At 49.0% G+C, this 24,446-nt stretch carries 17 protein-coding genes; 12 read left to right on the top strand and 5 right to left on the bottom strand.

From position 1 onward, the window contains the following. The first annotated feature begins 142 nt into the window (after positions 1–142). The 5 genes from BRW63_RS09465 to BRW63_RS09445 all read left to right on the top strand — a co-directional run bounded on the left by BRW63_RS09465 (position 143) and on the right by BRW63_RS09445 (position 8,295). Complete coding sequence (locus BRW63_RS09465; RefSeq protein WP_083582803.1) at positions 143–1,528, top strand: HlyD family secretion protein; 1,386 nt, start codon at positions 143–145, stop codon at positions 1,526–1,528. 329 nt (positions 1,529–1,857) lie between these two features. Then, a complete protein-coding gene (locus tag BRW63_RS09460) occupies positions 1,858–3,138 on the top strand; it encodes an MFS transporter (protein WP_073070645.1) in 1,281 nt (426 codons plus the stop codon). Between the two features lie 15 nt (positions 3,139–3,153). Beyond that, on the top strand, positions 3,154–4,731 hold the full coding sequence (locus tag BRW63_RS09455; protein WP_223257337.1) for a DHA2 family efflux MFS transporter permease subunit: 1,578 nt from the start codon (positions 3,154–3,156) through the stop codon (positions 4,729–4,731). 95 nt (positions 4,732–4,826) lie between these two features. Next, the gene (locus tag BRW63_RS09450) at positions 4,827–5,918 is read left to right on the top strand and encodes a tetratricopeptide repeat protein (protein ID WP_073070643.1); all 1,092 of its coding nucleotides are present in this window, start codon (positions 4,827–4,829) and stop codon (positions 5,916–5,918) included. A gap of 634 nt (positions 5,919–6,552) precedes the next feature. Then, positions 6,553–8,295 (top strand): alpha/beta hydrolase, encoded by a 1,743-nt coding sequence (locus BRW63_RS09445; protein ID WP_181314342.1) that lies wholly within the window; start codon positions 6,553–6,555, stop codon positions 8,293–8,295. A 115-nt stretch (positions 8,296–8,410) separates the two neighbouring features. On the opposite strand, the gene BRW63_RS09440 is transcribed toward BRW63_RS09445, so the two are convergent. After that, on the bottom strand, positions 8,411–9,451 hold the full coding sequence (locus BRW63_RS09440) for a C39 family peptidase (protein ID WP_083582799.1): 1,041 nt from the start codon (positions 9,449–9,451) through the stop codon (positions 8,411–8,413). A gap of 294 nt (positions 9,452–9,745) precedes the next feature. Between BRW63_RS09440 and BRW63_RS09435 the strand changes: the two genes are divergently transcribed. Further along, positions 9,746–13,951 (top strand): chemotaxis protein CheB, encoded by a 4,206-nt coding sequence (locus BRW63_RS09435; RefSeq protein WP_083582798.1) that lies wholly within the window; start codon positions 9,746–9,748, stop codon positions 13,949–13,951. Positions 13,952–14,035: 84 nt separating this feature from the next. Next, on the top strand, positions 14,036–14,236 hold the full coding sequence (locus tag BRW63_RS09430; RefSeq protein WP_073070641.1) for a chlorophyll a/b-binding protein: 201 nt from the start codon (positions 14,036–14,038) through the stop codon (positions 14,234–14,236). Positions 14,237–14,602: 366 nt separating this feature from the next. Here the strand turns inward: BRW63_RS09430 and ftsH4 are convergent, their stop codons facing one another. The 3 genes from ftsH4 to BRW63_RS09410 form a co-directional block, all read right to left on the bottom strand. After that, a complete protein-coding gene (gene ftsH4, locus BRW63_RS09420) occupies positions 14,603–16,489 on the bottom strand; it encodes an ATP-dependent zinc metalloprotease FtsH (RefSeq protein ID WP_073070639.1) in 1,887 nt (628 codons plus the stop codon). 265 nt (positions 16,490–16,754) lie between these two features. Further along, complete coding sequence (locus tag BRW63_RS09415; RefSeq protein WP_181314341.1) at positions 16,755–17,345, bottom strand: LabA-like NYN domain-containing protein; 591 nt, start codon at positions 17,343–17,345, stop codon at positions 16,755–16,757. A 134-nt stretch (positions 17,346–17,479) separates the two neighbouring features. Further along, on the bottom strand, positions 17,480–17,881 hold the full coding sequence (locus tag BRW63_RS09410; RefSeq protein ID WP_073070638.1) for a fasciclin domain-containing protein: 402 nt from the start codon (positions 17,879–17,881) through the stop codon (positions 17,480–17,482). 177 nt (positions 17,882–18,058) lie between these two features. Between BRW63_RS09410 and BRW63_RS09405 the strand changes: the two genes are divergently transcribed. Beyond that, positions 18,059–19,093 carry a chemotaxis protein CheB gene (locus tag BRW63_RS09405; protein ID WP_073070637.1) on the top strand — a complete coding sequence of 345 codons (1,035 nt, stop codon included), beginning with the start codon at positions 18,059–18,061 and terminating at the stop codon, positions 19,091–19,093. A 48-nt stretch (positions 19,094–19,141) separates the two neighbouring features. Next, positions 19,142–21,382 carry an ATP-binding protein gene (locus BRW63_RS27215; RefSeq protein ID WP_181314340.1) on the top strand — a complete coding sequence of 747 codons (2,241 nt, stop codon included), beginning with the start codon at positions 19,142–19,144 and terminating at the stop codon, positions 21,380–21,382. 202 nt (positions 21,383–21,584) lie between these two features. On the opposite strand, the gene BRW63_RS09390 is transcribed toward BRW63_RS27215, so the two are convergent. Then, complete coding sequence (locus tag BRW63_RS09390; protein WP_073070636.1) at positions 21,585–21,785, bottom strand: DUF1830 domain-containing protein; 201 nt, start codon at positions 21,783–21,785, stop codon at positions 21,585–21,587. 700 nt (positions 21,786–22,485) lie between these two features. Between BRW63_RS09390 and BRW63_RS09380 the strand changes: the two genes are divergently transcribed. From BRW63_RS09380 to BRW63_RS09375, 3 genes are all read left to right on the top strand, one after another. After that, complete coding sequence (locus BRW63_RS09380) at positions 22,486–22,704, top strand: hypothetical protein (protein ID WP_073070635.1); 219 nt, start codon at positions 22,486–22,488, stop codon at positions 22,702–22,704. 52 nt (positions 22,705–22,756) lie between these two features. Continuing rightward, positions 22,757–22,918 carry a hypothetical protein gene (locus BRW63_RS28235; RefSeq protein WP_181314339.1) on the top strand — a complete coding sequence of 54 codons (162 nt, stop codon included), beginning with the start codon at positions 22,757–22,759 and terminating at the stop codon, positions 22,916–22,918. A 184-nt stretch (positions 22,919–23,102) separates the two neighbouring features. Beyond that, positions 23,103–24,443, top strand: a complete 1,341-nt coding sequence (locus BRW63_RS09375; RefSeq protein ID WP_073070634.1) for a cytochrome P450 — start codon at positions 23,103–23,105, stop codon at positions 24,441–24,443. Positions 24,444–24,446 lie beyond the last annotated feature (3 nt).

The following is a 24,446-nucleotide window of genomic DNA, read 5'->3' as shown; positions in this document are numbered from 1 at the left end:
TAAAGTATTACGCACTCTAAGTAAAATCGTGTTATTCTGTTTGTAGTCAGATATTTAGAGCGCTAAGTAAAAATTCTAACAATCGACTTTTTTAAGAACAAACTTTTTTAACCTTCATTTGCACCCAAGGAACGTCATTCTCATGAAAGGCATTCGCACTGAATCTACCAACGGTCACAAGCCAGTCATTCAAGAAGCCAGCGATTTTTCAAAATTGCCCACGATCGTTTTAGAAAAACCGCCTGTCGAAGAGACTCCGATCGGAGTCGATCGTCCAGTTACTCCTGACACCGCGCCTGCGGCTCCTCGCAAAAAACCGCTCAAAGCAATTTTGGCAGGGGTGGGTGTTGGTGGCGCGATCGTGGCTGGTGGCTTTGGCTATCACTATTGGCAATTCGCCTCAACTCATCAATCGACGGATAATGCGACGGTGACTGGCAATATTCACTCCATCAGCTCGCGGCTTGCGGGCACGGTTGATCAGGTATTAGTCGATGACAACCAAACGGTCAGCGCCGGGCAACCTCTCGTCAAACTCGACCCTCGTGACTATCAAATTAAGCTTCAGCAAGCTCAGACCGATTTAGAAGCGGCTCGTCGAAAAGCAAACACGGCTCAGGTAAACATCGACTTGGCTGCTCAAAATGCTCAAGCTGCTAACACGCAAGCTCAGGGTGGAGTCGGCAGCGCAGTGGCAGCGATCGCCAGCGCTCAAGCTCAAGTTGCCGAAGCTCGATCGGGCATTCCTCAAGCTCAGGCGCAAGTCGCGCAGGTTGATGCTAACCTGCAAAAGGCGCAGACTGATCTGAACCGCTTTCAGGCGCTCTACAACTCTGGGGCGGTGGCGCGTCGTGATCTTGATACTGCTCAACAAGCGTTTGCGGTGGCTCGTGCCCAAAAAGCGGCGGCTAATCAGGGAGTTGCTCAAGCTCAAGCAAAATTGGCTCAAGCTCAACAAGGGGTGGCGACGGCACAAGCTGGGCTGAGTTCTTCGCAAGGCGGTGTGCAAGAAGCTCAGGCTAAAAACGTGCAGACCACAGTGAGCCGCAGCGATTATCAGACGGCGCAAGCGGCGATTAATCAGGCACAAGTTGCGCTTAAGAATGCGGCGCTACAGCTTTCTTACACAAATGTTACGGCTCCGGTTGCGGGTCGCGTGGGTCGTAAAACCGTGCAAGTCGGTCAATCAGTTCAGCCCGGAAACCTATTGATGGCGATCGTCGATAACCAATATTGGGTGACTGCCAATTTTAAAGAGACGCAGTTAGAAAAAATGCGTCCGGGACAGGTTGCCGAAGTCAAGCTAGATGCTTTTCCGAGCAAGACATTTAGCGGTCATCTTGAAAGTCTATCCCCAGCATCGGGTGCCTCGTTTGCGCTGTTGCCGCCTGATAATGCAACGGGCAATTTTACAAAAGTCGTTCAACGAGTTCCGGTGAGAGTGACGTTGGATGCCGATAGCATTCGCGGCTATGAGTCGTTCATTACTCCTGGGATGTCAGCAGAAGTGACAGTGACGGTACAGTAATTCTGTTTAACGTCAGTTCGATGAGTTCTTTCGCTTTGTTCTTCAGCGCTTCAGCCCCCTAAATCCCCCAATTCTGGGGGACTTCAAGCCCAGACTTTAGGTTCAAAGTCCCCCAATTTTGGGGGATTTAGGGGGCAACCCGGATTTGCAACCGCAGCGAAAGGCTCCATCGAATTCACGTCTGTTTAGAAAGGGTGAAGATCTACGAGTCTAGCGATCGTAGATCTTCACCCTTTTTCTTTATTGAATCTCATTCTTCAGAGGGTATTGCTCAGTGAGAAGAACTTGAACACTGAAGTATTGCTAAATGTTACTGAGCTGCGATCGCTATGTCTATCACGGAGAAAATTAGCCCTGTTTTCCGCGCTTTCTCGTCTCGCAACTACCGTTTGTTTTTTGCTGGACAGGGAATTTCTCTGGTCGGCACCTGGATGTCACAAACGGCGGTGATTTGGTTGGTTTATAGCTTGACTAATTCAGCGCTGCTTTTGGGCGTGGTTGGATTTGCCCAGCAGGTGCCTAATTTTTTGCTGAGTCCATTTGCAGGTGTGTTGGTTGATCGCTTGAATCGTCATCGAATTCTGATTGGGACTCAGATTCTGTCAATGATTCAGTCGTTAGCGCTGGCAGCATTGGCGTTTAGCGGTACGATTCAGATCTGGCACATCATTGTTTTGAGTATTTTTCAGGGCTGTGTGAACGCGATCGATATGCCGACCCGCCAAACTTTTGTGATCGAGCTGGTTGAACAACGAGAGAATTTAAGTAACGCGATCGCGCTCAATTCTTCATTGTTTAGTGGTGCCAGATTAATTGGGCCTGCGATCGCGGGTTTGGTAATCGCCGCAGTAGGCACCTCTACTTGCTTTTTAATCGATGGAGTCAGCTACATTGCTGTGATTATCGGACTTTTGGCAATGCGAATCCGACCTCGGCAGATAGCTTCGGTTGGCAAGTCAGACACGGTTTTGCGGAAGCTCAAAGAGGGTCTTGTCTATGCGTTTGGGTTTCCTCCGATTCGCTCAATTCTGCTGCTGATCGGGTTGGTAAGCTTGGTGGGAATGCCCTACACCGTGTTAGCGCCCATTTTTGTCACTAACATTCTTCATGGCGGGCCGCAAACGCTGGGTTTTTTGATGGCATCGTCTGGCTTGGGGGCGTTGGTGTCAGCCGTTTATCTCAGTTCACGCAGCACGATCGTCGGTCTAGGAAAAATCATTGCGATCGCGCCCACGGTGTTTGGAATTGCCCTGATTGTCTTTGCCCTTTCTAAAGTGCTTTGGCTGTCGCTGATCGCGATGTTTATGCTGGGAAGCAGCTTAATTCTCCAGTCCACTTCGAGCAACACGATTTTGCAGACGATCGTTGAAGAAGATAAGCGGGGACGAGTTTTGAGCTTGTATACGATCGCGTTTATCAGCATGGCGACCTTTGGTAATTTGTTTGCCGGAAGTCTTGCCAGTCGCATTGGCGCTCCCAATACACTCGTGATTAGCGGCGTGATTTGCATTGCTGCTTCGATCTATTTTTCTCGGCAGCTTCCGGCGATGCGTCAAATTGTTCTGCCTATTTACGATCGTATGGGTTTATTAACCGAGCGTCACCTTTAATCATGGGAGGTTTTTGTGGCTAGTTCTTCTGCAATGTCTCAGCCAGGCTCCGATCACGTCTCTCTTAAAACCTGGATTGGGGTTTTTGGCACCATTTTGGGAGCCTTTATGGCAGTGCTGGATATTCAAATTACGAATTCCTCACTGAGAGATATTCAAGCCGCATTGGGGGCAACGCTTGAAGAAGGCTCCTGGATTTCGACTTCTTATCTGGTTGCCGAAATCGTGGTGATTCCATTAACAGGTTGGCTGTCTCAAGTCTTCTCAACGCGTCGCTATCTGTTAGTCAATGCAATCCTTTTTGTATTCTTCTCTGTGCTCTGTGCATCAGCGTGGAATCTGCCCTCAATGATTGTGTTTCGCGCATTGCAAGGGTTTACGGGCGGTGTATTGATTCCGATGGCGTTTGTGGTATTGTTAACGACATTGCCTCCGTCTAAACAGTCTACTGGCATGGCGTTGTTTGCAATCACCGCTACATTTGCACCTTCAATTGGCCCCACGTTGGGGGGATGGTTAACCGAAAATTTTAGCTGGCATTTTGTCTTTTATCTAAATATTATTCCAGGTTCGCTGCTAGTTGCTGCCGTTTGGTATGCGATCGATGCGACTCCTATGCAGTTAAATCTGCTCAAACAAGGTGACTGGGGTGGAATTGCGGCAATGGCGATCGGGCTAGGGTCGCTGCAAGTCGTGCTAGAAGAAGGTAGCCGCAAAGATTGGTTTAGCTCAACGCTGATCGCCCAGTTAGCGATCGTGGCATCAATCTTTCTGTCCCTCTTTTTTTGGATCGAGTTGCGGCGCAAAAAACCGTTTATTAACCTGCGATTGCTCAAAGAACGCAACTTTGGTTTAGCCAGTGTGATCAACGTGTCGTTAGGGTTGGGACTCTATGGCTCAGTTTATATTCTGCCGCTCTATTTGGGTCAAATTCAAGACTACAGCGCCATGCAGATCGGCGAAGTTCTGATGTGGGTTGGCTTTCCGCAACTGCTGATCATTCCCTTTGTGCCCAAATTAATGCAGCGCATGGATGTGCGAATCTTGATCGGCATTGGGATCGGTTTATTTGCAGCTAGTTGCTTTATGAACTCTGAGTTAACCAATCAATCAGGAATCGATCAATTGCGCTGGTCACAGTTAGTGAGGGCGGCTGGGCAACCGTTGATCATGGTGCCAATTTCTACGATCGCCACCGCAGGCTTGCCCCCTTCTCAAGCCGGATCGGCATCGGGTTTATTTAACATGATGCGAAATCTGGGTGGCTCGTTTGGCATCGCGATAATCGCCACACTGCTCACGACTCGACAACAGTTTCACTCCAATCGGCTGGGCGAAGCGGTTTCTCTCTACAATCCTGCGACTCAAGAAGCGATTAATCGCTACACACAGTTTTTTGTCAGTCGGGGATCTGACTTGGCAACGGCGCACAATCAGGCGATCGCCGCGATTAGCAACACTGTTCATCGAGAGTCTTATGTGATGGCATTTAATGACTGCTTTTTTTTCATCGCTTGTGCGCTGCTGATCAGTGGCATTGCCGTTCCGTTTCTCAAAAAAGTTAAGGCAACTGGCGGGGCACCCGTGCATTAAATCAAGCGGATATGCATCGTCAGGATTGATCTGGGTACTTTATCTAAAGCATTCAAGCCCAAATCTTTACTGACGGGAAACCCGATCGACGCTCTATGATCCAGACTGAACACGCCACTGCTGAAAGCCTCTTTCAAGAAGGATTAAACTTTAGCCAGGTTGGAGATTACGAGTCGGCGATCGACTACTTTAACCAAGCGATTTCTCGTAAACCAGACTTCTATGATGCTCTCAGCGAAAAGGGCAGCGTTTTAATCAGTTTGGGTCAGCACGAAGCCGCCGTCTCCTGCTTTGAACGGGCGATCGTCTATCATCCCAACTCCCCAGATCTTCACTACAGTAGGGGATGGGCAGCCTATGTTGCTAAAGATTTTGAGACAGCGATCGCCAGCTTTAATCAACTCTTAACTCTGCAATCCGATTATCCTCACGCTCACTATAGTCAAGGCTTAACGCTGTTTGCACTCAAGCGCTATGAAGACGCAATTTCTCACTTTAGCAAAGCGTTAGAGCAAACGCCCAAGTTTTCTGATGCCTGGTGTATGCAGGGCGTGACGCTCTATGTCACTCATCGCTATGAAGGGGCGGTGACGCACTTTAATCGATCGTTAGAACTGCGTCCCGATTACCAAGATGCGCTGATCAATCGAGGACATGCGCTGCTGTGTTTAGCAGATTATGAAGCTGCCATCTCTAGCTATGAAAAAGCGTTATCAGTCGATGCAGAAGATGCCGATGTCTGGTTTTATCGCGGACTTGCGTTTAAACAGCTCAATCGTCACGAAGCTGCGATCGAGAGTTACCAAAAAGTCTTAGCGTTGCAGCCCGATCACGCCGCCACCTGGTATAGTCAAGCGTGTTCTTGCATGAAGCTCGGCGACCATGAGGACGCGATCGCTCAGTTTGATCAGGCTGTGCAGCTAAATCCCAATTATTACGAAGCCTGGTATAACCGGGGCGTTGCGCTCAAAACAGTGGGACGGCTTGAAGACGCGATCGCCAGCTACGATCGGGCTTTAGCCCTCAAACCGAGCGACTTTCGCGCCTGGAATAATCGTGGCAGCATTTTGGTCAGCCTCAAACGATTTGCAGAAGCCGTTGACAGCTATGACAAAGTTTTAGCGCTAAAACCAGACGACGCGATCGCCCTCCAAAATCGCACGGTGGCAATGAGAAATACAAATTAGGCGGAAAAATTTTGCCTATCTACCGGATTCAGGATTCTGTGCGATTGTCCATCCAGAACCGCAGACAAGAATTCTGGACAAATTGAGCTGTTCGATTTGCTTCTCGAATTGCTGGTTTCGCCCTTAAGTTTTGCCCACTATCAACCTACTTAGGATCGTGGATTAAATAACCTGTAAAAGTCCTCTGATTTGTCATCGCCGAGGCTTTTGCCCCCTAAATCCCCCACGAGTGAGGGACTTTGAAACCAGAGTCTTAGCTCAAAGTCCCCCAGAATGGGGGATTTAGGGGGCTGAAGCCGACCCAAACGCAGCGACAAAGATTGGTGTACACCGTAGCTCCTTAGGGAGAGGGCTAGAAGTTACACCTTAATAAATCCACGTTCCTTACGCTTGACTCACTAACCTAACTAATGCGATCGCAAAACCGTTTAAGTCAAACACTCCAGTGAGTCAGATTGCGAGATAAAAGACGACTGCAACCCTTCCTATAAGTTTCTTACTTGTTTGTCTTATCATGTGAGGCGATGCAGCTTTGCTGCCTCAAATCCAGTCCTCATCTCTCTGATCCATGCAACAAAGCACTGTTGAGATTAAACAAGCTATAGAATCTTTGCCTTTCGGGTTTATAGGTCTTATGTCTAAAGCGGCACGTCGTAATCGTTTAATACTGCGCCTCTTTTTAATTCTTTGCTGTACTGGGTTGGTGATGGTGCCGATCGCGCTGAAACCCAAACCCGCTCTCAGCGCTGAGAAACTATATATCATTTACGGGCCATTGAAACTCTCGCTGTCGGTTAATTCTCTGCAAACCTTTGCTGAAACTGGCAAAGTGGACAGTGAACTAAGATTTTATGCTCGGTTTGTTGGGGCTAAGGGAATGGTTCAGTTGCGTAAACTGTTGCAACTCCACGGCGATCTGTCGTTGACAACCACTTCTCAATTGACTTATGCTCCGATTTCAGAAGATTTTCTGCAACGCTTGGGGCAACTGGTAAAAACGGAGGCAGGGGTTAACGGATTTCACGCCATTCGGGCTGCCTGGATTTTGTCTGCTCACAAATCTCAGAGTTATACCCTCATCGATCTCTTGCGGAACTATCCAACAAAAAGAGTTCTAATTAATTTTACCGATCTTCAAACAGTCCAGCAGATTTTGCTCACGCTTGTGGATTATAAAAAGGCAGCGACGACCGCGATCGCCCAAGCAGCGCAAGCCGAAGCAGCAACTGAGCCGAAACTAGCGGCTTCGCAATTACCCGATCCCCGAAAACCGGGGCCGTTTCAGGTTAGTCGGCGCACCTTACAGCTAGAGCGTCCCGTGCGATCGCTTGAGGGGAATCGGGTGAATCGTCGGTTCAAAGTTGAGCTATACATCCCTGAAGGCACGTCTCAACCTGCGCCCATTGTTGCCATCTCTCATGGAATGGGTTCCACGCCCACTGGGTTTAGCTATTTAGGTGAACATTTAGCCTCTTACGGATTTGTGGTTGCGATACCGGAACATGTGGGCAGTGGGAAAGCTATCAAAAAGGCGTTACTTGCAGGTTTAATCAACACCAATGTTGACCCGGCTGATTTTGTTGAACGCCCTTTAGACATTAAACAAACGCTGGATGAGTTGGAACAATTAACTCAATCAGACCCGACGCTAAAAGGGCGTTTCAACCTACAAAATGTTGGCGTAATTGGACACTCTTTCGGTGGCTATACCGCTTTAGCCCTAGCAGGCGCACGGCTTAATATGGCGCGGGTAGTTCAGGACTGCGCGATCAACAAACCCCGCATCAATCTTTCAATCTATTTGCAATGCCTAAGTTCGCAACTTCCTGCAACTGAGAGCAATCTTAGCGATCCTCGTATCAAAGCGGTCATTTCGATCAATCCTCTCACTAGCATTGTGTTTGGGCCAGAAGAAATGAGCAGAATTCAAGTTCCCACGATGCTAGTCAGCGCCAGCCACGATTTTTTGACAGGTGCGGTATCTGAACAAATTCACCCATTTCTATGGTTGAAAACTCAGAAAAAATACCTGGTATCAATGGTTCCAGCAGGTCACACAGCGGCAGACCAGGGGGAGAGAGGTAAGCAAAATCAGCCACTAACTCAACGAGATATTCTGTTTGCTGGCCCTGATCCAGCCTTAACGCGAGACTATATCCGGGCACTAAGTTTAGCGTTTATGCAAACATACGTCGCTCAACATCCTGAGTATCAAACCTATTTGTCTGCCTCATATGCACAGGCAATCAGCCAAAAACCAATTCAGGTTGATCTAGTACGATCGTTGACTCCTGCCCAACTCGAACAAGCTTATGGATCTCCACCCCCTGTTCCATTCTTCCCTGCCCCAGTAACGGGTTTAGTAGTCAACAAGTAATCATGAATGACCCTCACACCCAACCCTCTCCTGAAGGATGGCTAGAAATCTTATTCTCTCTCCTCTGGGAGAGGGCTAGGGTGAGGGCAAGTTCATTAGTTTATAGCCAGATTCATTAACGCTTGGCAAACCGATGCAGCCAAATATAATCTTCGCCTTCAGGAGAACATTTACTCTGGATCAGGGTGTTGGAATAGTGGAGATTCTCACCAGAAAGGTCGGTGCGATAGCCAGAAGATGTCCATTCGCCGTAGGGATCATTGACAAAAAAACCATACGGGTCATAGCCGCGCACCACAATGATGTGACCAAAACTAGTGAAATTTCCGTGAATGATGCAAGGACGACCTTCGGCGATCGCCTTACGAATGTCAAACAAACTGCCTCGGTAGGTAAAGTCATCGATTAAGCCATAATCATACGCCGTCTGGGATAAGTCTTCGGGGTTGCCACGCACCAACCCCCGATCTTCCATGTGGGCATAGATTTCATCTTCCAGTTGCCCCACACCCGTTGAGCCTTTGATTTGAAAATACGCGATCACCATGGCCAAAGAGGTGACGTTGCAGGCTCCAGTCGGGTTGAGAGCATTGTCAAGCTGGCTTTTGTGCGGCACGTTAAGCTGCTTTGTGCGAGGTAGCCCACCCGACGGAGGTGGCGGTTGATCGATCGCAATAGTCTGGGGTTGCTGATTGATAAACTGCATGTGGGGCGCATAGACATACCAAGTGTTCCGAGGTGGATCACCCAAAGAGCCAGACGCTAACGTGATTTTGAAATGGTTATTGTTGGCGGTTGCCCACGACTGGAGATTAAACACCTGCCCAGCGGCAACGGCCACTTTATACGGGGCTGTAACCTGTGAAGAATCGGCGGTAGACTGCTTGAAAATCGTGTTTTGAGTCACTTTTAGGCTGGCAGGCTTAATCAGTTGAATGTCTGGGATGTGAGCATACCAGGTGTTGCGCGGTGGATTGCCCAGAAAATCTTTCAGCAGTGCAATGCTGATGTGGTTTTGGTCAACTAGTTTCCAGGAGTGCACGTCAAAGCTTTTACCAGCGGCGATCGCAACTTTATCCTCGTCGGGAATTTGGGATGACTGTTCGGTTGTCTGCTTGAAAATGGTGCTTTGAGTCACTTTTAGCTGGATTGCCATCAACACTCTCCTAGTAAGTAGACAGACTTGATCAAATGTAAGATGATGCGAACTGCCCTCACCCTAAATCCCGCTTCCCTGGGGAGAGGGACTTTGAATCTTGCTCCCTTCTCCTGGGGGAGAAGAGTTGGCGAGAGCTTTGCGAGGAGGGTCTTCTAGGCAATTTGAGCAGCTTTTTCATCCTTAAGAGCCTTGTACTAAAAGTCCTATTTACGTTTTATTTGGTATACGCAGATCAGCAACCTAGAGGAAAAAACTCAGTTGCTAATTTTTGGTAGTGATAGGCTTTATTCTATGACTTCTAACCCCCCCTCTCAGCAACCGTTCTCTAATTCTGGAGACGCGCAAGCACAAGCGTCACAAGAACCGTTTGACTTGATGCAGCAAAGCGCGATCGAAGCGTCCTTTCCGATCGTCGGGGTTGCCGCATCTGCGGGAGGTTTGGAAGCTTTTACGCAGCTACTCAGCCATCTGCCCACTGATACGGGCATGGCGTTTGTGCTGATTCAGCATTTAGCGCCGGATCATGAGAGTTTATTAAGAGAGATCCTCAGCAGAGCGACGCAACTGCCAGTGCACCAGGTGGAAAACGACATGAAGGTGGAGCCAAACCAGGTCTATGTGATTCCGCCCAACACCAAGATGATTTTGTCTCAAGGGATGCTGCAACTGTCGCCTCGCGAGAAGGTGTTTGGCAAATATATGCCAGGAGATGCCTTTTTTGCTTCGTTGGCAGCCGATCGCGGGCATAAAGCGATCGCTGTCGTTTTATCAGGGTCAGATGGAGACGGTTCTCTGGGGCTGAAGGCGATCAAGGCAGCCGGGGGCGTAACGTTTGCCCAGTGTGAAAGCACCGCAAGATTCGACAGTATGCCTAACACCGCCGTTGCCACCGGGAATGTCGATTTTGTGTTGCCGCCCGAAAAGATTGCCGAAGAACTAGTGAATCTTAGTCGCAATCCCATGCTGGAGCGTCCACTGCCGCTAATCTCGACTGAGGAGTCGCCCCAACCAGGAGATGCCCTGGCGACGATTTTTGCGCTGCTACGATCGACCACAGGGGTTGATTTTAGCCACTATAAGCCCAACACGCTCGATCGTCGGATTCATCGACGAATGCTGTTATGTAAACTGGAACAGCCAGAGGACTATGCCGCATATCTGCAAGCAAATCCGGCTGAGATCACAGCCCTGTCTGAAGAAATCTTGATCCACGTCACCAGCTTTTTTCGCGATCCCGAAGCCTTTGAGTTGCTAAAAACGCAAGTCTTCCCCACGATCGTGCGAAATAAGTCGGCAGATTCTCCAATTCGGATTTGGGTCGCAGGCTGTTCGACGGGCGAGGAGGTCTATTCGATCGCCATTTGCCTGCTAGAGTTTTTGGCAGATCACGCCACTCAGCCGCCGATCCAGATTTTTGCGACCGATATCAGCGAGTCAGCGATCAACAAAGCGCGATCGGGCATTTATCAAGAAAATCAAATGGTGGAGGTTTCACCAGAGCGCCGCCGATTCTTTCATGCCCTTGAACACGGTGGCTGCCAAATCACCAAGGCAGTGCGAGAACTCTGCGTGTTTGCCCGTCAAAACTTGGGCAGCGATCCGCCGTTTTCTAATCTCGATCTAATTAGCTGCCGCAATGTCCTGATTTATTTGAGCGACTCGCTGCAAAAGCGGATCATGCCGATCTTCCATTACAGCCTTAACTCGACTGGCTTTTTGCTGCTCGGCACGTCAGAAAGCACGGGTCAATCTTCAGAATTGTTTACTTTAGTCGAGAGAAAGAGCAGAATTTATGCCAAGAAGCTAACCGCGACGCGTTCCACCTTTTCATTTACCCCCAGCCGCTATCCGATCGCTAGGGTGAGAGAGAGTCAGCCGATACAGGCTCCGACCGAAGGGTTTGATTTGCAGAAAAAGGTTGATCAACTGATCGCTAATCGCTACGCGCCGATCGGGGTCGTGATTGACAACCAGATGCAGGTGCTGCAACTGCGGGGAGACATCGATCGCTACCTAAAACTGGTTTCTGGAATCGCCAACTTCAACCTATTCAACCTAGTGCGTGATGGCTTGCTGGTCGAGCTACGTGCCGCCATTTATCAAGCGCAACGGCAAGAGATGCCAGTGATCAAGAACGGACTTCACCTAAAAGAGGGCGAGCAATCCAGAATGGTCAATCTTCAGGTGATTCCCTTTAAAGTTCCGACTGCTGAAGAATACCGCTTTTTAGTGCTGTTTGAAGACGCTCTACTAGCCAGTAGCCTTAGTCCTGTCGATCTAGAAAGCCAGCAGGGAGATTTAGAGCAGGAGAATGCGCGGCTGCGGCAGGAACTCGCCGCCGCAACTCAAGAACAATTAGCAACTCAGGAGTATTTGCAGGCAGTCATTCAAGAGCAGGAGTATGTGACTCAAGACCTCAAAGTTGCCAATGAAGAAATTTTGTCGAGCAATGAAGAACTGCAAAGCACGAACGAGGAGTTAGAAACTGCCAAAGAAGAAATTCAGGCAACCAACGAAGAACTTAACACCACTAACGAAGAACTTCGCAGCCGCAATTCAGAATTGCACCAGGTCAACAATGATCTGACCAATTTGCTTGCCAGCATTAACATCCCGATTTTGATGTTGACCCACGACTTACGAATTCGACGGTTTACGCCGATGGCGCAGCGGTTATTCAACTTCATTCCCACCGATGCTGGGCGACCCCTCAGCGATATCAGAGCCAATCTCAATGTTCCCGACCTAGAGCCATTGATGTTGGAGGTGCTAGAAACGCTCAACGTCAAGGAGCTAGACGTGCAGACTCAAGGCGGACATTGGTATACGCTCCGCATTCGCCCTTATCGCACCGCTCAAAACCAGATTGATGGCGTAGTGTTGGTGTTGCTCGATATTGATGCCCTCAAGCGCAGTGCGGCCACGCTAAAAGAAGCTCGGAACTATGCAGAAGCGATCGTAGAAACCGTGCAAGTTCCGCTACTCGTGCTGGAGTCTGACTTCCGGGTGAACCAAGCCAATCGATCGTTCTACGAAACGTTTGAGGTTGAGCCGAACGAAACCGCGCGATCGCTGATTTTCGATCTGGGCAACGGGCAGTGGAACCGACCCAGACTGCGATCGCTCCTAGAAGATATTTTTGCCAACAATACGATCTTGCAAAACTTCGAGGTCGAGCATAATTTTGAGCGAATTGGGCAGAAAACTATGCTGCTGAACGCGTTAAAGATGATTGAAGCCGGGGATACTCAACGGATCTTGCTGGCGATCGAAGACATCACCGATCGCAAACAGTTTGAGATTGAGCGATCGCATCTGCTAACCCAAGAACAACTAGCCCGTCAAGAGGCGGAGGCTGCCAATCGCGCGAAAGACGAATTTTTATCCAACCTCTCGCATGAACTTCGCAACCCATTGAATGCGATGCTGGGCTGGGCGCAAATCCTCCGCACCCACAAGCTAGGCGAGGCAGCCGTCACCCGTGCCCTAGAAACGATCGAGCGGAGTGCTAGGGCACAATCTCAACTGATCGAAGACATGCTGGATATTTCACGAATCACCAGCGGCAAGCTGCACCTCAACTCGCATCGGGTTGATCTAGTTTTGGTCGTGAATGCCGCGATCTCGTCTATCCAACTCTCTGCCGAAGCGAAATCGATTCAAATCGTTTCGCAGCTAACTTCTGCAATGATCGTGGGCGATGTCGATCGATTACAGCAAGTGCTGTGGAATCTCCTTTCTAACGCCGTTAAATTTACGCCCACTGACGGACAAGTGGAAATCACATTAGAACCAGTGCAAACTCATGCCGAAATTCGAGTCAGTGATACTGGGCAAGGCATTCGAGCAGAGATATTGCCCTACGTGTTCGATCGCTTTCGTCAAGGCGATTCCAGCACGACTAAAGGTAAGCAGGGTTTGGGTTTAGGGTTGTCGATCGTCCGGCATATTGTGGAACTCCACGGCGGCACGGTGCAAGCAGAAAGCCCCGGCGAAGGGCAAGGAACCACGGTGATTGTGAGGCTGCCCCTGCGATCGATGCTGCCAGAGACACTGCCAAGTCAGCTAGAACCTACCGCGGAGGAATTGAATATCGTGAGCCAGACGGTGCCCTCTCTAGCAGGCTTATCGATTTTGGCGGTCGATGACGATGTAGATAGCCTCGACCTGATGAAATATATGTTGGAAGAAGAGGGGGCAGAAGTCACTGTGGTTACTTCGGTTAGGGAGGCGATCGCGGCTCTGACTGAAGCTCCTGGCAGATATGATGTGCTCTTAGCCGATATCGGGATGCCAGAAGAAGACGGGTTTTCTCTGATTCGTCAAGTGAGGCGGCTGGGTGCGGAAGCTGGGGGACAGATTCCGGCTGCGGCAATCACTGCCTATGTCAGCGATCGAGAGCAGCAAATGGCGATCGACGCTGGGTTTCAGACTCATATTGGAAAACCAATCGATTTAGCTCAACTGGTGTTGGCGATCGTGGATTTAACCCAATAGTTCACAGATGCCTCTAAAGGCGGACGGTAAAAGCAAAGTCTGCAAATATTATGAAAGGTAACAAGTCATTAAGGAATGTTACCAATGCAGACTAACAAAACGACTGACCTACCTTCTACTGCTAAAGAATATAATGGTGTCGATCGTAACGCTTTCCTTTTTGGTTTCAACCCTCAAGCCGAATTGTGGAACGGTCGTTTAGCCATGATCGGCTTTGTTGCTTACCTGTTATGGGACTTGTCAGGAGTTAGCGTTCTACGGGATCTTCTACACTTAGTTAACTAACATTAGAATTTTTTCATTGTCAGAAACAACGAAATTTTGTTCAAATAGTAAGCTCCTTTCCAACAATCTTTGGGAAGGGGCTTTTGTTGATTGCAGTCTTGCAAGACCGATCGATTTAGTTTAATTAACGTCAGTTCGGTGGGGGGTCGCTGCGTTGTCAGCGGCTTCTGCCCCCTAAATCCCCCATTCTGGGGGACTTTGAACCGGAAATTTTGGCTTGAAGTCCCCCAATTTGGGGGACTTAGGGGGCGCGATGGACTCGTAACGAAGTCGTCGAGTTCACGTTCAAATAGAGTAAGAGGGTACGACATGTCGCCCCTACACCGTGCCTTCTTTGTAGGGGCATGGCACTCAATCAGATTGGTGTCAGACAGCAACTTCTCGCGAGGCAGTAACTTGGCTTGGAGATTGGACTTTGCCTAACAGATCGTGTAGTGTTGTGCCTTCAATCACTTCGGTTTCGAGCAGTTGAGACGCGATCGTTTCCAGCAATTCTTGATTTTGCCGCAGAATAGCGAGCGCATGTTCATGTGCTGTATCTACAATCTCTTTGACTTCGATATCGATCGCCTTTGCCGTGTCTTCGCTCACCATTCGTCTAGGGTTGGGCGCACTATCACCCAAAAACATTGCTTGTTGTCCTTGCTGATAGGCTAATGGGCCCAACACTTTACTCATGCCGTAAGTTGTCACCATTCGCTCGGCTAAGTCGGTTGCGCGTTGCAAATCGTTAGAAGCGCCCGTCGTGATGCTGCCAAAAATCACTTCTTCAGCCGATCGTCCCCCTAACAGCGTCGCAATCTGACCCCGCAATTCAGTTTCATTCAACAAGAAGCGATCTTCAGTGGGCAGTTGTAACGTGTAGCCTAGCGCTGCCATGCCTCGTGGCACGATCGAGATCTTTTCGACTCGACCACTTCCCGGCATTAATGCTCCAACTAAAGCATGACCAACTTCGTGATAGGCTACTATCTTTTTCTCGGTTTCGTTGAGCACGCGACTCTTCTTCTCAAGCCCAGCAACTACTCGCTCGATCGCTTCGGCAAAGTCTTCTTGAGCCACGGTCTGACGCTGATTTCGAGCCGCTAAAAGTGCAGCTTCGTTCACCAAGTTGGCAAGATCGGCTCCGGCAAAACCGGGTGTGCGAGTTGCGATCGCCCTGAGATCGACATCGGGGCCCAACTTCACTTTTTGAGCATGAATCTTGAGAATGGCATCACGACCCGCCAGATCAGGACGATCGACCAACACTTGACGATCAAACCGACCGGGACGCAAGAGCGCTGGGTCTAAAACTTCAGGACGGTTTGTTGCAGCTAAGACAATCACAGTGGCATCAGTTGCCGCAAATCCATCCATTTCTGTGAGCAGTTGATTGAGCGTTTGTTCTCGCTCATCATTCCCGCCATACATGCCGTTGCTGCTGCGAGATCTGCCGATCGCATCGAGTTCATCAATAAACACAATACAAGGAGCCTGCTTTTTCGCCTGCTCAAACAGATCGCGAACTCGTGAAGAACCCACACCCACAAACAGTTCTACAAATTCAGAACCCGAAATACTGAAGAATGGCACACCCGCTTCTCCCGCAACGGCCTTTGCTAAGAGCGTTTTTCCGGTTCCGGGCGGGCCGACTAACAATACGCCTTTGGGAATCCGAGCGCCGATCGCAATATAGCGTGCCGGAGTTTTAAGAAAATCAACAATCTCAACTAACTCGGTTTTCGCTTCTTCTACGCCTGCAACATCCGCAAACGTAATTTTTTCAGATTCACCTTCGACGTAGACTTTGGCTTTGCTTTTGCCGATCGACAGTGCGCCCTGTGGCCCACCTGCGCTCCGTGCTAGAAAGAACTGCCAAATCGCTACAAAAATCAGTGGTGGAATCACCCAACCGAGCAGACTCGTAAACCAGCCATTTCTAGAAGGTGGCGTTGCCGCAAACTCAACGCCTTTTTGTTCTAAAAGTTTGGGTAACTCTAAGTCAAAGATGGGAGTCGTTGTAAACACTTGCCCAGGAGTATCATTCTCCGTTTTCAGTTGATACTGAATCTGATTTTGACCGATCGCAGCTTGGTTGACTTCTCCTTCTTGCACTTGGTGAATGAACAGACTGTAGGGCACAGCCGGAACCTGAGCGCCAAACAAATTTGGCAAAAACAAGTTCACGAGGAGGAATACGCCCGATACGGCTAGTAGGATATTCGCGATTAAGCGAGGACGAGACGGGGTTGGTTTTTCTTTAATTGCCATAAGTGTCACGAATACTTCTGGCTTAACGTTAGAGTTTTGTAGCTTGAATTACAAGTTGACTAAAGGAAGGACTCGATCGTCCCTATAGAACAAGTAGATATCGAACTGATCACGCGATGTGCGACTAAGAACCCTCACCCCAAACCCCTCTCCCGCAGGAGAGGGGCTTTGAAGCGATTTCTAGTTCCCTCTCCTGCGGGAGAGGGCTAGGGTGAGGGCTGCTTTTGAGCGGTTTTAGGAAAGTCTCACATCGTCTACTCGTCATCTAAATCGTTTGATAAACTGACTCTAGACACTGGGCAGTAGAGCGGCGCGGAATCTTTTGAATGTTTTCTTTGATGGTGTCGAGATCAGTGTAGCGATCGGCAACGTTAATCAAACTGTCGCTGGTCATCGATCGCAAACTGACCACTTCAATCCGCACCCCTTGGTAACTCATGGCATTGACTGCATAAGTCAGATCGCCATCGCCACTCAATAACACGGCAGTATCGTAAGATTTAACCAACGACATCATATCGACCGCAATTTCAATGTCTAAGTTGGCTTTTGTGGAGCCATTGGGGAGGTGTACTAAATCTTTAGAGATGACGCGATAGCCATTGCGGCTCATCCACAGCAGAAAGCCCTGCTGCTTTTCGTTGCTGCGATCGACTCCAGTGTAAAAGAAGGAGCGCAGTAGACGAGAGTCTGCCGTTAAATAACGAAGTAGCTTAGTGTAATCAATTTCAATTTCTAGGTGCAGCGCGGCGTAGAACAGGTTAGATCCATCAATAAAAATGGCAACCCGACCGCGGTTTTCAAGACATTGCCTTGGTGAAAATATACTCTCAGATTCGTTGATGTAGTGCGACACAATTTGTATCCCTTACTTTGTTGTGAAAAGTGAATGTTTAATATCAATCTGATTTGTGAGTGTGACAGATCTGTATGAGGGCATGGCATACCTTGCCCCGTCGGATGGCATGCCATAGCCCCAGAGACGATCGCTTATGCTGGCATCAGCACAGTGTCAATGATGTGAATAACGCCATTATCAGCCGCAACATCGGCTGTTGTGACAGTCGAAGAATTGATTTTGACTCCATTAGTCGCGTCAATTTTCACCTCTGAACCTTCCACCGTTTTTGCTGATTTCAGCTTCACCACATCGGCCGCCATCACTTTGCCAGAGACAACGTGATAGGTCAAAATTTTCTTGAGCTTAGGGATGTCCTTGAGCAACCCGTCTACGGTGCCTGCTGGTAGTTTTGCGAACGCTTCATCACTGGGCGCAAACACAGTGAATGGGCCCGTGCCTTTAAGCGTCTCGACTAAGCCAGCCGCCTTCACCGCAGCCACTAGGGTATTGAAAGAACCCGCTTTAACAGCAGTATCAACAATGTCAGCCATCTTGTTTAGTCCCGTTTTAGAATGTCTGTGAACAACAAATAGCTTTACACCCTGCTGTTGAAGATCAGGTCTTAGTTAATGTCATAGTTGCTCGATCGTTGTATAAGTTGAGCTAAACCATTCAAAAGACATAGATGATGGGGTTGGGCTGCTTTCATTCATTTAGAAAAGGAATTTATGCCTGGACACGACATTATTGTGATTGGAACTTCGGCAGGTGGACTTAAAGCACTAGGCGCGATCGTGGGGGCGCTGCCTGCTGATATCGATGCTGTGCTTTTTATTGTTCAGCATCTCGCAGCCGATAAGCCCAGCCTTCTTCCTAAAATTCTTGCAGACGTGAGCGCTCTCCCGGCATCTCACCCGGCAGATGGAGAGTCAATTCAAAAAGGGCGAATCTATGTTGCGCCGCCCGATTATCACCTGTTGGTCAATCAAGGCGCGATGCGCGTAGTGCGCGGGCCTCAAGAAAACCGATTTCGACCCGCGATCGATGCGTTATTTCGTTCTGCCGCCCGTGCTTATGGTTCAAGAGTGGTGGGTGTAGTGCTGACTGGCTATCTAGATGATGGCACTGTGGGGCTACAGGCGGTCAAGAAACGGGGCGGAGTGGCGATCGTCCAAGACCCAAACGAGGCAGAATATCCCAGCATGGTCAAGAGTGCTTTGCGATATGTGAAGGTCGATCACTGCCTGCCGCTTGCAGAAATTCCAGACAGGCTAGTGCAGTTGTCGCAACTCGTCGCCGAGGAGGAACCCGCCGTGACTGAAGAAATTGAAGTCGAATCTAAGATTGCTGAGCAGGAGATGAATACCCAGGAGTTTCTAAAGAATGTAGAAGCGATCGGGACTCGGACGACTTACACCTGCCCTGAATGCAACGGCAGCATCTGGCAAATTGGCACAGAAGAGCCGTTGCGGTTTCGCTGTCACATCGGGCACTCTTTCACGGCTAATGTGTTTCTGTCAGAGCAAACTCAGAATATTGAAAATGCTTTGTGGTCGGCTGTTCGGGCCATGGAGGAGAAAGTCACGTTCTCGCGTCAAATGTCTGAGCGAATGAAAACCTACAATTTACAGAACGCGGCAACAAAATACGAAGATCACGCCAAAAGCCTGGATGATGAAGTGACACTCATTCGAGGCATCATTCTCGACGGCTTTGCTACAAAACGAACCATTGCTGAAGCAGAGGAAGAACCTTCTGAGTAAATTGACAAGTGGAACGGTCAGCTTTGCTGATGATTGTCAGGTCAGGTTGTGACTGATAGACAGGTGAAAGAACAAAAGGTGCGATCGAGCAGGTTGACACGACGGCTTGTAGCGTCGGCGCGATCGATCGCGATCGTCGGGGTCTACACGCTCAGTTGGCTGGCATTAGACCGAGCATCTCTGATCTTTGAAACCGCTCCAGAAGTTTCGTTGTTTTACCCACCGCCTGCGCTCAACTTTGTTCTGCTACAGGTGTTTGGCTTGCGCTATCTGCCAGCACTTTTTCTCACTTCGCTGATTGATGTTTGGTTTGTTCCCCCCATTAACATTCCTTGGTTTTATGGACTGATCTACGCGCTACTCACCGCTGGAGTTTATGGCGGCGCGAATGTTTTTCTCAGCCGTTGTCTACGAATTGATCCTAGCCTCAATCGGTTCCGAGATGTGCTGCGGTTTGTGCTCATCGCCACGCTGATTACACCGCTGGTGCTGGCTGTGCTGGCGGTGGCTAACCTGGCGATCGCAGGGACAGTTTCCTGGTCAGATTGGAAAATCTATACGCTGCATTTTTGGATCGGAGACAGCATTGGCATTGCATCTCTAGCCCCGTTTCTCTTGGTTTGCGTGGTGCCCTGGCTGCGATCAGTGATTTCACAGCGGCGATTTCGATTGCCTGATCTGACGCTACGGGTGTGGCTAGAACGAACCGCAGAAGCCAGCGCCCTGTTGCTGGGAATTTGGGTGGGGTTTGGGATACGCATCAATGGCAACCCCAGTTTTGCTTATGTTAGTTTTTTGCCCATGCTCTGGCTGACGGTGCGTTATGGGCTGCCCGCCGCCACGATCAGCATTTTGATGATCAATTCGGGGTTTGGTTATATAGAGTCTTTGCAATCACAAGCCCCTCAGCTAGGCTTCGATCTCGCAAAAGTCCAGTTCTATATGCTGACCATCTCCCAGACGGCTCTGCTGCTAGGCGCAATCATCACCAGACGGATGCAAGTTTATCACTGCATTCAACAAAAGGCGCGGCAGGAAGAATTACTCCATCACATCAGTCGATCGCTCAATTCTCAGCTTGAGCCAGACCGAGTGCTGCAAGAAATTGTGCGGCTGACCGGAGAAAACTTAAAGGTCGATCGAGCCGTGATTTGGCAGATTGGAGCAGAAAAGGTCGAAGTGGTTGAAGAGTGGCGAGTCACCCCGCAAGTTTGCTCCATGCTAGGAGGGAGCTTACCGTTATCAGAGTGGTTCGATCGCACTGACCCCGATGCCGATGTCTGGCAGCACGAGCCATTTCAGGCATTCAACTATGCCGATTGTTTTCGCTCCCAAACTCGGAGTGACTTGATCAAGCAATCGCAGACTCTTTCGATCGTTCGGGTGCCCATCCTGATCCACAACAAGTTCTATGGCACTCTGTCTCTACACACTACAACCGTTCACCGCACCTTTAGTCCCGATGAAATTCGCTTGCTAGAACAAATTTCTGAAAATGCAGCGATCGCGCTCCACAATGCTCACAGCTATCAAAACCTTGAGCAACTTGTCCACAAACGGACTCAAGCCTTTGAAGAGCAGCAGTTGATTGCAGAAGCTGCCAATTGTGCCAAGAGTGAGTTTTTGGCCAACATGAGTCACGAACTGAGAACGCCGTTGACCAGCATTCTGGGGTTTTCTAGCGTTTTGCTGAAACAGCTATTTGGTTCGCTGACCGACAAACAGCGACAATATCTCGAAACGATTTCTGCCTCTGGTCATCATCTGTTGAGTCTGATCAACGAGATTTTAGATCTCGCGAGAATTGAAGCAGGGCGAGAAGAACTAGAGCTAGAAACGATCTCAGTCACAGAAGTGTGTCAGTCTTGCTCAGACTTGATGCAAGAGCGGGCAGCCGATCGAGGTCTAGAACTCATCCTCATCCTTGGTTTAGATGTGACAACCTGCATTGCCGATAAACGCCGCTTGAAACAAATTTTGGTCAATCTGTTGTCAAACGCCATCAAATTTACTGAGTCGGGTTCGGTGACGCTGCGAGTCAGCCAATCTGGTGACGACATTGAGTTTGCCGTGAGCGACACTGGCATCGGCATTTCCCCATCAGACCAAGCGCTGCTGTTTCAACCCTTTCAGCAGATTGACAGCAAGCTCGATCGCAACTACGAGGGCACCGGATTGGGACTGGCGCTCTCTCAAAAACTGGCACAACTCCACGGCGGTGAGATTACGCTACGATCCAGCACCGAAGGCAGTTGCTTTACGCTACGCTTGCCACAGCCGCCGCTTTAAACAATCAGTTCGACAGAAATGGTTTGCCTGGTTGTGAATTCGAGAAGCCCCCTAAATCCCCCAAAACTGGGGGACTTTGAACCGGAATTTTGGCTTGAAGTCCCCCAGAATGGGGGATTTAGGGGGCAGAAGCCGCTGAGAACGAAGCGAAAAAACTCGTCGAACTGACGTTAACTTGAGAATCTTTGATAACCAAACGCTCTCAAGCCGTAATTTCGACTAGAGCGACCCTAGAAAATATCGTGGTATAAATCTCTAACTGAGCCTTTGGCAGCGCTTCAAACAAAAGCGTTTCTCCTGGAAAAATAACGCGCTCAAAGTACCAGTTTGAGATATTTATGATCCGGGGGACTTTAATCTTGTGAGTGTCATTGATGTAGCACAGAGAATGCGATCGGCACACTCAGTAGACAACCTATCTAGAATTTGAGTCATTGTATTGAATCTTGTAGAGCGACTTTAAATATCGTTTGTATAAAGACGTGTTCGTTTTCTAAACGGGCATGTCTTGATAGCAATGTCCACAACGCCAGTAAATCTGTCTTGAACGCACATGACGAAGTAGCACGTTTGAGCAGCAAGGATAAATATGTCTACTGAGCATAGCTCGACTCACTGTTATAGACATTCTCGGTTGACTGCAAATAGCTGTGACTCCACTTGACAAACTCATCTGATGCTTTGATAAAGCTTCCATCTGCGTAATTCTGAGTTGCTGAAGCAGCGAGGTGTTATCGCCCTCGATTTCCTGTTTGAGCCGCCATGAAGCCTCGTAAAGCTGTTGATTAGATCGATTCACCAAAAAGTGAGGCAATCCCTGCTCCAGCGATTTCATCAGGCGAGTCAATTTGAATACTTTTTTGGATGCCCATTGAGGTCTCTCTATTCGACAGAAATGATTATAAAGTATGACTGTTAAAGATCATGTTTGAGTCAATGTTTTAGTTGCGTATAAGTTATACAAATTCAACTAAAACATTCAAAAGTTGTAGAAAATGTTTAACTTCTCTATTCAGAAAGATACAAAAAAATTTAGCGGCTTTCTACTTTAGTAGAAAGCCGCTAAAGTAGAAAAAATTGAACCTGATTGAAGGAATTTTCTCATGACTGCAATCTGTATTGGAGTGTCTAAGTTGCCTAAGTTTCGTCATGCACAATTGGTTAGCTTTGTGGGTGGAGAAGGAATTGTAAAAAGCTATAAACCTGAATCTGGAAACTGGACTTATCTCATTGAAATGGCGTTGGGGCTAGAACCTGACTTTGGCAGAGTGGGTGCAGAAACGATGTTATTTCTCAACGAGGCAGACTTGCGGACAGCGTGATTTAAAGGCTAGGTTGATTCACGTTTCGTACAACAAATTGGAGGCACTCTTGATGTCTGTTCTGCAATATGTTTTGTTTTGCCTGACGGTGCTTATCTGGCTCTTGATATCGCTAGAGCAAATGGGCACAGCATTGGCTGAGTCTGATGTTAAACGTTTCTGTATCTGGAGCGGTGTTGCAGGCACGATCGTAGGTTTACCGACTCTGCTATAGAAATTTGACTTCGATTAAGACGGCTCTCGCCAGATCAACTTACAGGTATGAAGAGGGGAAAGAGCCTGGGCTTGTTTGACGATCGCCTCAATCTTTGGATCATTTTACATTTCAGACCTTGCAGCAACGCGAAGAATGGCTGATGATCGGGGAGTAGACTTGAGCGTTAGCGGTCTTGAAACCGATGGAATTACCCGACGGCCCCAAAACTCCACCCTGGCTGCAAACCCTGCAATGGATCTTTCGCCCCCTAGAAACTTTAGAGGCTCGCGCTCGCGGCTATGGCGACACCTTTCGAGCATTAGGGCAACAGATGCCACCGTTCCTCTACTTCAGCAGCCCTGAAGCGTTAGAAGCAATTTTTACGGCTAAGACTGATCAAGTTAGCTCGGCAGAAGGCAATCAACTTTTAGAGCCACTGCTGGGCGAGAATGCTCTAATTTTGCTTGACGGAAAACGCCATCAGCGTCAGCGTCAGCTTTTGATGCCTCCGTTTCATGGCGATCGGATGCGGTCTTACGGGTCGTTGATTTGTGAAATTACCCAACAGATCAGCCGCCGATGGGTTCTAAATCAACCGTTTGTAGTTCGTCCTGCAATGCAGGAGATCTCACTGCGGGTAATTCTCAGCACGGTGTTTGGGTTACACGAAGGGCAACGCTATGAGCAACTCCGACACGTGTTAGTCAACATGCTGGAGGCATTTGGATCGACAGCAGGTTTTATGCTGCTCTATTATCGGTTTTTGCAAAAAGATTGGGGTGCCCAGAGTCCGTGGGGACGATTTTTGCGCCAAAAACAGCAGATTAAACAATTGCTGTCAGACGAGATTGACGATCGTCGCGCTCACCCTGACTCCGATCGCACTGACATTTTGGCATTGCTCCTAGCAGCGCGAGACGAAGCCGGACAGCCCATGAGTGATGCCGAACTGCGAGATGAGTTGATGACGCTGCTGTTTGCGGGTCATGAAACCACAGCATCTGCTCTTGCCTGGGCACTTTATTGGATCGCTAAATTGCCAGAAGTTCGCAGCAAATTAAAAGCAGAATTAGACAGCCTCAGCCCCGATGCTGACCCCATGACGATCGCCCGATTGCCTTATTTGAGTGCAATCTGTCAAGAAACGCTGCGGCTCTATCCGATCGCAATTAATGCCTTTCCTCGCGTCGTCAAGCAGCCGATGGATTTGCTCGGCTATTCGTTAGAACCCGGAACCATTTTGTTGCCATCGATCTATCTGGCGCATCAGCGCTCTGAAGTCTACCCAAACCCCAAGCAGTTTAGACCCGAACGATTTTTAGAGCGGCAGTTTTCGCCCTATGAATATTTGCCGTTTGGGGGCGGCGATCGTCGCTGCATCGGGGCAGCTTTTGCGCTGTTTGAAATGAAGCTGGTTTTAGTCACGCTGCTTTTGCAGTCTGATCTAGAGTTAGCGAGTCACCAACCGATTAAACCTGTGCGCCGAGGGCTGACGATCGCGCCGCCAAGTCACTTAAAAATGGTTGTCAAGCGTTCTGTCTAAAGA

Origin of the sequence: Phormidesmis priestleyi ULC007, assembly GCF_001895925.1 — a bacterium.
In the GTDB taxonomy this organism is placed as follows: Bacteria; Cyanobacteriota; Cyanobacteriia; order Leptolyngbyales; family Leptolyngbyaceae; genus Phormidesmis_A; species Phormidesmis_A priestleyi_A.
This window is presented reverse-complemented; position numbering and strand designations above follow the sequence as displayed.